At 71.1% G+C, this 1,203-nt stretch carries 2 protein-coding genes; one reads left to right on the forward strand and one right to left on the reverse strand.

Translation table 11 applies throughout. The features are described from left to right. The first annotated feature begins 345 nt into the window (after window positions 1-345). Window positions 346-780 (forward strand): PhlB family protein, encoded by a 435-nt coding sequence (locus tag ACZ34W_RS38730; RefSeq protein WP_465611209.1) that lies wholly within the window; start codon window positions 346-348, stop codon window positions 778-780. A 145-nt stretch (window positions 781-925) separates the two neighbouring features. Here ACZ34W_RS38730 and ACZ34W_RS38735 read toward each other — a convergent pair. After that, a partial coding sequence (locus tag ACZ34W_RS38735) for an electron transfer flavoprotein subunit alpha/FixB family protein (protein WP_465611211.1) occupies window positions 926-1,203 on the reverse strand: 278 nt, incomplete at its 5' end.

Raw genomic sequence — 1,203 nt, forward strand, 5'->3', positions numbered from 1 at the left:
CCGCCGCGAACGGAGCGATCTTCGCCTCGGCCAGCGAACGCACCGCCTCACGCAGCATCTCGTGCTCCTCGGAGATCCGGAAGAGATCGAAGTCCTGGCTCATGATCGGCACTCCTGTTTCGCGACGGTACTCAGTACCCTTCATTATGCATGCGCGTAGCAAAAAGGGAACTCAGTGCCTTCCCAGGGCGGTACTGAGTTCCCTATCCTTTTGCTGGCGTACGGAGGCCGTATCGCGGACGTACGCCGAGGACACACCCCGGCCGCCCGCCGGCCGCCCGCCGGCCGTACGCCGGCGACGCACAGCGAGCCGGCAGCCCAGTCCGAGTGCAGGGAGATGACACCGTGGTCCACTCAGCCGTCGACGCCGACATCGACAGCACCCCGCTGTACTTCCAGCGCTGTACGTGGTGCAGCAACCCGACCTTCCAGCGGCTGCTCTGCCCCACCTGCGGCTCCACCGACCTGCGCCTGGAGCGCAGCCAGGGCACCGGCGTGGTGCGCCGGTGCGCCGTCGAGCAGGCCAGGACGCCCCTGGCCCGGCAGAAGTCGCTGATCCGGATGGCCGAGGGCTTCGACGTCTGGTGCATCGTCAGCGGTCTGCGCAGCACCGTCCCGGTGGGCACCCGGGTCCGGCTGACCCCGGCCCCCGACTCCGACCAGCCGGAGCTCACGCTGCTGCCGCAGGAGGAGCCGGAGCGGGTCCAGCCCGTCGAGCCGCGCCCGCTGCCGCCGAACCAGGGCGGCTTCACCCAGCACCTGGCGGCCTGCGCCGAGTAGTCCGCACACGTGCCGCGGGCGTCGCGGAGCAGGCCTGGACCACCTGCGGGACGCACGCCGCGCGGGGCAGCAGCGCATACGCCGGAGGGCGTGGCACCGGGTACTCGGTGCCACGCCCTCCGGCGTGTCGTGCTCGGTCGTGCGGTCAGCCCTTGCGGGCCTGGACCTCGCCGGTGAGCTGCGGCAGCACGGCGAAGAGGTCGCCGACCACGCCGTAGTCCGCCAGCTCGAAGATCGGGGCCTCCGGGTCCTTGTTGACGGCCACGATGGTCTTCGAGGTCTGCATGCCGGCCCGGTGCTGGATGGCACCCGAGATGCCGTTGGCCACGTAGAGCTGCGGGGAGACCTGCTTGCCGGTCTGGCCGACCTGGTTGCTGTGCGGGTACCAGCCGGCGTCGACGGCGGCGCGCGAGGCACCGACGG

It is taken from the genome of Kitasatospora sp. NPDC022856, assembly GCF_055561235.1.